The organism is Bacteroidota bacterium (assembly GCA_016195025.1).
In the GTDB taxonomy this organism is placed as follows: Bacteria; Bacteroidota; Bacteroidia; order Palsa-948; family Palsa-948; genus Palsa-948.
Genome location: JACQAL010000015.1, coordinates 98,407 through 106,994, shown reverse-complemented (window position 1 = coordinate 106,994; position 8,588 = coordinate 98,407). Strand labels below are relative to the sequence as shown.

Here is an 8,588-nt window from a genome sequence, read left to right as displayed (position 1 = left end):
TGGGCTGTTGGGCTGTTGGGCTGTATTAAAACAGAGCCGATAAAGGTAATGAAATTATGAGAAGGAGAATAAATCATTTACACGGCAAACATAAATTAAATTATTGAACAGCAAGTGAAATGTTGAAAAATATTTTTTACTCCGCCACCACCAGTTTCTTACTCCCAATGAGCCGCTTCCCTGATGCTTTTACCTTCAGCACCATTCATTGAACCGAGTATTTGCCTTTTTGTATCCGAGTTCAGCGGCTTTTATTAAATCAAACAGAGCGGCATTTTTATTGCCCATCAGATGATAGGTATGCGCTCTGCGGTAATAAATCCCTCCGTTTTCGGGAGATAGTTCTATGGCTTTATTAAAATCGGCAACGGCATCGTCTCTTTTACCAAATTTGGATAGCGCCAGTCCTCTTTCCAAATGCAAATCGGCATCATCGGGTTTTAATGCCATGGCGCACGTAAGGTCTTCTATGGCGCCAGGAAAGTCCTTCCTTCTTATTTTTACCAGGGCTCTTTTTTCCCATGCTTTGACAAGATTTGGATTAAGAGCGATTGCAGCATTAAAATCATTCATGGCAGCGCTCCAGTTTTTCAAAGAATATTGAATAGTTCCTCTGCTGCACAGCACCGAAGAGGTGGAATGAAGCGCTATTGCCTTGTTGTAATCCTGCAAGGCGCCTTCATAATCATGCAGCCGCATCTTTGCATTGCCGCGGTTTGAATATGCCTCCGGATATTCAGGAGATTGTTTGAGCGAGGTATTAAAATCCTCAATGGCTCCGTAATAGTCCTTCAACCGGTGTTTCACAAATCCCCTGTTGAGATAGGCAGTATGATTATGTTCGGGCTGCATGCTGATGGAAATATCTAAATCCTCAAGGGCTTGCCTGTGATTTTTCAATTTTGCTGCTGAATGTCCTCTCTCGGCATATGCCTTATAGTTATACGGTAAAAGCAAAATGCTTTGAGTAAAATCTGCAACAGCGCCCGTGTAATCTTTCAAATAATCTTTTACAATGCCGCGGCTTATATATACATTGGCTTCGGTGGGTTCGAGTTGGAGCGCAAGGTTATAATCCTCTATGGCACCGGGGTAATCCTTACGTGTTTCTTTGATGCGCCCGCGTTCATGATAATGTTCATGGCAGGAAGGGTTCAGCACTATGGCTTTATTTATATCGTTCATGGCTCCCTCATAATCATGCAGTCCATTTTTAATGCGGGCGCGCTGGTCATACGCATCTGCATAACGGGGGCTTAACTCCAATGCTTTGTTGCAATCCTGCAGGGCGCCTTCTGTGTCTTTTAATTTTTCTTTCACAATGGCTCTTTCTTTATATAACAGGGGAGAAAAAGGATTGGCTTCAAGCGCCTTGTTCAAATCATCAAGAGCGCCTTCATACTCTTTGGCTTTGAATTTTGCAAGTGCGGATTTGAGCAGTTTGGCCATTGGTTGTGATTGGAATGACAATGTACGCAATCAGAACGGATATCCGATTCCGAAGTTAAGCACAAAGAACGGATAGCGATGCCCGAACTTTGCGGCATATTCGCTTTTCCATCTTGAAGCGCGGGGTTCAAGCAAATGTTTTCCCACCCACGAATCGGAGTTGAAGGGATATTCATCCTGCCGCAGCAGCGAAGGGTCTTTTATTTTGAAAGCGCCATCGAGGCGGATGATGAAGAAATTAAAATCGAAACGGATTCCCAGCCCCGCGCCAATGGCAATTTCCTGCAGCAGCGAATCAACCGGAATGAGTTTTCCGTTCTCGTGCGTAATTTCTCCCCCCGGGTAACTGCTGTAGGGCTTGCGCAGCCAAACGTTTCCGGCATCGGCAAACATGGCGGCATTCAGCGCCTTCAGCACATTGAAGCGGTATTCGAGGTTGGCTTCCATTTTCACATCACCGATTTTATCGGCAATGGTGTTTCCGCTGGTATCGGCACCGGGACCCAGTGTTCTTGCCTGCCAGGCGCGCACGCTGTTGGGACCGCCTGCAAAAAAACTTTTCTCCAGCGGCAGCGTGCGCAGGTTATAAAGCGGCTTGCCTATTCCGAAAGCAAAGCGGTACACCACTTTGTCTTTGTCATCAATGAGTTTATAATGGCGGTAGTCAATATCGGTGCGCACGTATTGCGAAAAGCGGATTTTGTCAATGGTGAAACTCCGCTCAATGGAATAACTTCCGTCTGAATAAAAAATGGTGTCGCGGTCGTAAGCGAGCGGATGCCTGCTGTCAATGAGTTTGAAAATGCCGCGCATGAAATTGCCCGCTCCTTCTGCGCCAAAACGGAAGTAAGAATAATTTTTCCGCCTCGTAATTTCCTGGTTGTTGTATACAAAAGCATAGCGTGTGGCAAAAGTGAGGTGGTTGGAATAACTGTTTTTCAGAAAAAGGTCTTTGCTTTTTTTAATCGTGCTGTCTAATTTATCGGAGAGGCGGTACACATTCACCAAACTGAACTCAACGGGATTAATCAAATGCTGCTTGGCGGCAGTTTCTTTCCACGAATAGCCAAAAGCAGCAGTGGAAACCGAGCGCGCGTAATTGGGGCGCTGCTGAAAATTATACAAGCCGGTGAAATTTGTTTTCGCGTTGTTGCTCTGCGTTCCAAGGTTGGGAAAGGGCGTAAGAAAACGCGGCACGCGCAAACTGGCTTCGCTGCCCAGTTCAAGCGTATTGAAGGGAAGAATGTTTTGCGCTCCGGCAATAATAAGATTCTGGTCAGAGGTGGTGCTCTTCTGCACTTCGAGGGCGCCTTTCAGTTTCATTTCAAAAATTTCTCCGCCCTTGAAAGAATTTTTATCATCGTAAACAAGGTTGCCGGCAATGCCGCGCGTTTCCGATGTGTTGGTTCCTTCCGCTATGGCGGCAATGGATTGCTTGGGAATGGGCGTGAGGTAAATATGGCAATCGAGTTTATCGCCTCCGGCAGAAAGAAAAGCAATTTGCACCGAGCGGAAAAGTTTCAGTTCGCTCAGCCGCCTGTAGGTTTGGTCGGCATGTTTTTGCTGAAAGAGTTCTCCTTTTGAAATGAACATGGTGTTGACGAGCATCTTTGGCTTGTAGCGCAAAGGGCGGTTGTACAACAGGTAATATTCTCCTGCTGCCAGCAGCGAATCGGAAGGAGGAAGTTTCAGTTTCTGGTCGTAATCGGTGTGAAGAAAAATGTTGTTCATGTAATAACGTTCGTGCGTTCCTTCCGAAATGGAATCGCCACCAAGCGCGGATTTTTCTCCTTCCACTTTATGAAACGGATTTTTTATGCCGAGCGTAATATCAATTTCATGCGTGCCGTGCGTGCTGTCGGCTTCAAAATAAATATATTCCCTGGCGAAATAAAAATATCCATCGTTGCGAAGCACATCGGTAATGCGGTCGCGTTCCTGCTGCAGCACATCGGCATCGAAAATCATTCCGCGCGAAAGAAGCGAAGCCGATGCATTTGCCAGCACATAATATTCCAGTTGCCCGTCTTTAATCTGGTAGGAAATGTTGCGCAGGGTATAGGGCGTTCCTTCGTATACGGTATAATAAGTAGTTGCTTTTTTCCGGTGAACGCCCACCGAGTCCTTCACCGTGCTGTTGAAATATCCTTTGTTATTCAGAAAAAGTTTCATCTGCGAGGCGGTTTTTTTTGCCAGCGCTGAATCATAAATCACAGGCGGCTCTCCAATGCTCAGCCACCATTGCTTGAAACCGGTTCGGAGTTTGCAGGCGGAAAAAATATTTTTCCTGTCAGGCATTTGTTCCGCTTCTTTTCCTTTCGACAGGCGTTTTTCATTTTTCCTTTTTACTTTCTCCGTGCGTTTTGCAAGTTTGGTTTCCACTTTTACATTACATCGTTCTTTCTGCCGCGCGAGTTTTTCCTGATTAATGCCGTTGTAAATATGCAAATACATTTTCCAGAGAAGAACTTTGCGGTTGGGCTTTTGCTTGAGATACGATTCCAGTTCGCTCTTATCCACTTTCGCGTATTTATCAATCACCGTGTTTCTGGTAAGCAGGTATTCTCCTTCGGGAACTTTGCTGGCAGGATTGCAGGAAAAAAAAATACAAGCGGCAGTTGCAGCGGCAGCGGCATTTAAAAGCAGGTGATGAATCTTCATTACTTTTGTCTTCACAGCGAATTTACAATGATTTCAAAAGCAGAGATAAAACAACTGCGCCAACTCCGGCAGAAGAAATTCCGCGATGAGCAGAAACTCTTTATTGCCGAAACTCCGAAAGTAGTGAATGAACTGCTGCAGTCACCATTCAAACTAAAACAGTTGTTTGCCACCTGTGAATTTCCTGTTCCTTCCTCTGTCAGCGCAACTGAAATTACTCAGCAGGAACTTGAGAAAATTTCTTTGCTTACTTCTCCCAACCAGGTGCTGGGCGTGTTTGAAATGCATACTGAAAAATTTCCCCCTCTCTCTTTACTCGCTTCGGAACTTGCGCTCGCGCTCGATGACATCCGCGACCCCGGAAACATGGGAACGATTATCCGCATTGCCGATTGGTTTGGCATTCAAACTATTTTTTGTTCTGAAAACTGCGTGGATGTGTATAATCCGAAAGTGGTGCAGGCAAACATGGGCAGCATGGCAAGGGTGAAAGTGCATTACGCGGAATTAAAATATTTTCTTGAGGAAACAAAACAAAATCCTGAATTCAGAATTTACGGAGCGGTGATGAACGGAAAAAATATTTACACCGAAAAACTTTCCTCCAACGGAATCATTCTGATTGGAAATGAATCGAAGGGAGTTTCAGAAGAACTGCTCCCTTTCGTTACCGAAAAAATTTCCATTCCTAACTTCGGAAAGGCCGATTCGCTCAATGCAGCCGTTGCTGCCGCCATTATTTGTTCGGAGTTTAAAAGAAGGTGATGCAATATTATTGTGAATGCTTCGTTTGTGAAATCTGATTATCTTGGCGCGATGAAAAAAATATTCTTTCTTCTTTTTTTCTTTTTCGCATTCATCCTGTTGAGCGAAGTCGAAACATTCGCGCAAATCGGAGGCAGCAAGGTATATGAATTCCTGAATCTTTCGGTGCCTGCGCGCGTGGCGGCATTGGGAGGAACTGTTATTTCTGCAAAAGACAATGACCTGAATCTTTCTTTCCAGAATCCTTCGCTGCTCGACAGCACTGTGCACAATCAACTTTCGATGAGTTATATTGATTACTTCACCGACATCCGCTACGGCTACGCGGCTTATGCGCGCTCCTATAGAAAAGCGGGAAGTTTCAGCGCGGGCATGCAGTTTCTGAATTACGGAACTTTTACTTCGGCAAATCAGTATGGAGAAATTAACGGGCAATTCAAAGCGGCAGATTATTCCCTGAATCTTTCTTATGCGCGCCCGCTCGATTCCGTATTTTCCATAGGAGGAACGGTGAAAACAATTTATTCGAAGTTTGCGGAATATACTTCTTACGGAAATGCGCTGGATGTTGCGGTTACCTATTTCAAAAAGAAAGAACAGTTTTGTTCCGCACTGGTCATAAAAAATATCGGCAAGCAGTGGAAACCCTATTTCATCAGCCACGAGCCGCTGCCTTTTGAAATTCAATGGGGCTTTTCGCAAAAAGTGCGGCACGCGCCTTTCCGTTTGAACTTCACGTTTGCGCATCTTGAAAAATGGGATTTGACTTACGTTGACCCTTCCGTTCCCACCACCGACCCGATTACAGGCGCACCGATTAAAAAAAGCAAGGCGAGCAAATTCGCAGATAAACTCGGGCGGCATGTGATTTTTGGAACCGAGGTTTTGCTCACGCATAATTTTCATTTGCTCGTGGGCTATAATTACATGCGCAGGCAGGAATTAAAATTAGAATCTCATCCCGGCATTGCAGGATTTTCGTTTGGCTTCGGGCTGAAGATTTTGAGGTTTCATCTCAGTTATGCCTATTCGAAATTTCATGCGGCAGGCGGTCCTAATCATTTTACCATCAGCACAAATCTTTCGGAGTTTTATTCACGGAAATAATTTCTCGTGCTGAGTATTTCCCTTTTATATTTTTGCCGGATGAAAGCGACTATTGTTCTTCTCTTTTTATTTTTTTCTTTTTCATGCTTCGCTCAGAATAAAATTGTTTTCGAGAAGAAAAAAAATCCCACCCGCACCTATGAAATTCAAACGCCTGCTGCCTGCGACATTATTTTTATCAATGGAAAAATAAACGGCTATGTTTCAGATATAAAAGATTCTTTTCTGGTAGTGCGGATTTTTAATCCGGGGAAAATAGACAATGCAAAAGAAAAAATAGCGGAAGCGAAAAAAATAATGAAAGATAAATCGCTTACGAAGAGAGAACGGGAAAACGAAGTGGTAAAATATCTTTACCGCGATTCGCTGAAACTTCCTCTTTCATCCGTAACACGCATGAAATTTTTCAGTGCGCAGAAAAGAAGCAAGTATTTCCTGGTATATGCGGCAAGTTTTATTCTTGCTGCAGGACTTACCGAACTTACCATTAATCTTCTTCCAACACGTTCTGATAACCGCAATGCAACCGATGTGCTCATTGTGCTGGTAGAATTTTCTGCTATTATGGCTGTAGATTATTCTATGTTTGTAAAAAGAATCAATCCGCATAAATGGCAAGTACGCAAATGAAGAATAAAAAAATCACCATCGCCATTGACGGCTATTCTTCCTGCGGAAAAAGCACCGTTGCCAAAGCGCTTGCAAAAAAACTGGATTATGTTTATATTGATTCGGGCGCCATGTACCGCGCAGTAACTTTATATTGTTTGCAGGAGAAAATTATTAAGGATGGAAAATTTTCTGAGAAAGATGTGCTCGGTGCAATGAATAAAATCGAACTTGAATTTAAGATGAATCCAACTGCTCATGTCTCTGAAATTTATCTGAACGGAAAAAATGCAGAGAAAGAAATCCGCGGAATGAATGTTTCGCATTATGTGAGCCCCGTCAGCGCCATTAAAGGAGTGCGGGAAAAAATTGTGGCGCTGCAGCGCGCTTTTGGAAAAGAAAAAGGAATTGTGATGGACGGACGCGATATCGGAACAAATGTTTTTCCCGATGCCGAACTGAAAATTTTTATGACTGCCGATGAAAACATTCGCGCCCAGCGCAGATGGAAAGAGTTACAAGAAAAAGGAATGGACGGAACTCTTGAGGATGTGAAAAAAAATATTGCTCACCGCGATTACGAAGACACACATCGCCAGCACAACCCGCTTCACAAAGCCAATGATGCAGTGGTGCTTGACAATACTGCTATGACAATGGAAGAGCAGTTGGCATTTGCATTGAAACTGGCAAAGGAAAGAATTAACTCATCGCCATAACTTCCTCCATCACTTCATCGGTGGTTTTTGTTTTGTTGAAGAAGGAAAGAATTTTCAGAAGCACCCGTTCTACCACGGCATCGGGACAGGAAGCACCGCTGGTCAAAATAATTTTGAAGGATGAATTTTTAGAAGGATGAATTTTTGAGAGCCAGTTATCAGTTGAAAGATGTTTCTGATTGTGAAAATTATAATGATTAATTTTTTCTTTTGAAACTATTTCGGTTTCGGAAGAGATGAAATAAGTAGGAAATTTTTTTTCGCAAAGTTCCACAATATGCGAAGTGTTTGAACTGTTGTAGCCGCCCACCACGATTGCCAAATCTGCATTTTGCTCCAGCAGCGCATACGTTGCTTCCTGGTTTTCGTTGGTGGCGTAGCAAAGCGTGTCGCGCGTATCAGCAAAGTGGCTTTTAAGATTAGCGTCTCCGAATTTTTTTTCCATTACGCTGCGGAAATAATCTGAAATCTCCTGTGTTTCGCTCGCCAGCATGGTGGTTTGATTGATTACGCCCACGCGCTGCAAATCTTTTTCGGGAGAAAAGCCGTGCGAAATGCGCTCGGAGAAATAAACATAAAAATCTTCCATTCCTATTTTTCCAAGAATGAAATCACCCAACTTCTCCGCCTCGCGCATATTTTTAATGATAATCGCGGGCGAATGAATTTCGCTGCGCGAAAAAGTGGCGCGTGTTTCCTCGTGGTTGTGTTTTCCGTGAATGATAACGGTATAATTTTCTTCTCCGAGTTTCTCGGCTTTTTTCCAAACGCGTTCCACAAACGGGCAAGTGGTATCGTACTTGTGAACTTCAATGCCGAGTTTTTGCAAACGTTCTTCAATGCCAAGCGTGGTGCCGAAGGCGGGAATAATCACAATATCTTCTTTGCGCAATTCTTCAAACGGAATAATCTGGTTGCCGCTGGTATCCATCATGAATTTTACTCCGCGCCTGAGCAAATCGCTGTTCACTTCAGGATTGTGAATCATCTGGCTCAGCAGAAAAATTCGCTTGGAAGGATTTTCTTCCACCGCTTTGAAAGAAATTTCAATGGCGTTTTCTACTCCGTAGCAAAAACCAAAATGACGTGCAATGTAAAATTTTACCGGACCAAAATCGAGCAGGGTGGGAGAGTAGTCCTTTTTTCGCGGGTCGGTGTTTCGCCTTAACTCTTTAACTTTTGAAATGATGTTGCTTTTATAAAAGCCGGGTATGTTAAACGATTTCATGAATCAACGAAAAAGGAATTTATAGGAATATACAAAAACTGTATTTTCAA

At 43.7% G+C, this 8,588-nt stretch carries 7 protein-coding genes; 4 read left to right on the top strand and 3 right to left on the bottom strand.

Annotated features, from left to right (window positions below; all coding sequences use genetic code 11):
• Positions 1 to 195 precede the first annotated feature (195 nt).
• Positions 196 to 1,449 carry a tetratricopeptide repeat protein gene (locus HY063_02585; protein ID MBI3500655.1) on the bottom strand — a complete coding sequence of 418 codons (1,254 nt, stop codon included), beginning with the start codon at positions 1,447 to 1,449 and terminating at the stop codon, positions 196 to 198.
• A gap of 30 nt (positions 1,450 to 1,479) precedes the next feature.
• On the bottom strand, positions 1,480 to 4,125 hold the full coding sequence (locus HY063_02580) for a BamA/TamA family outer membrane protein (protein ID MBI3500654.1): 2,646 nt from the start codon (positions 4,123 to 4,125) through the stop codon (positions 1,480 to 1,482).
• Between the two features lie 12 nt (positions 4,126 to 4,137).
• Between HY063_02580 and HY063_02575 the strand changes: the two genes are divergently transcribed.
• The 4 genes from HY063_02575 to HY063_02560 are packed head-to-tail and all read left to right on the top strand — an operon-like array spanning position 4,138 to position 7,310.
• Positions 4,138 to 4,875, top strand: coding sequence for an RNA methyltransferase (locus HY063_02575; GenBank protein MBI3500653.1), 738 nt, complete (start codon positions 4,138 to 4,140; stop codon positions 4,873 to 4,875).
• 51 nt (positions 4,876 to 4,926) lie between these two features.
• Positions 4,927 to 5,982 carry a type IX secretion system protein PorQ gene (porQ, locus tag HY063_02570; GenBank protein MBI3500652.1) on the top strand — a complete coding sequence of 352 codons (1,056 nt, stop codon included), beginning with the start codon at positions 4,927 to 4,929 and terminating at the stop codon, positions 5,980 to 5,982.
• A gap of 39 nt (positions 5,983 to 6,021) precedes the next feature.
• On the top strand, positions 6,022 to 6,612 hold the full coding sequence (locus HY063_02565; protein MBI3500651.1) for a hypothetical protein: 591 nt from the start codon (positions 6,022 to 6,024) through the stop codon (positions 6,610 to 6,612).
• Entirely contained in the window at positions 6,609 to 7,310 is a 702-nt protein-coding gene (locus HY063_02560) for a (d)CMP kinase (protein ID MBI3500650.1), read from the top strand. The genes HY063_02565 and HY063_02560 overlap by 4 nt, the downstream gene beginning before the upstream one ends.
• On the opposite strand, the gene HY063_02555 is transcribed toward HY063_02560, so the two are convergent.
• Positions 7,294 to 8,538: a 4-hydroxy-3-methylbut-2-enyl diphosphate reductase gene (locus HY063_02555; protein MBI3500649.1), complete on the bottom strand. Its 1,245-nt coding sequence runs from the start codon at positions 8,536 to 8,538 to the stop codon at positions 7,294 to 7,296. The genes HY063_02560 and HY063_02555 overlap by 17 nt on opposite strands.
• Between the last annotated feature and the right edge of the window lie 50 nt (positions 8,539 to 8,588).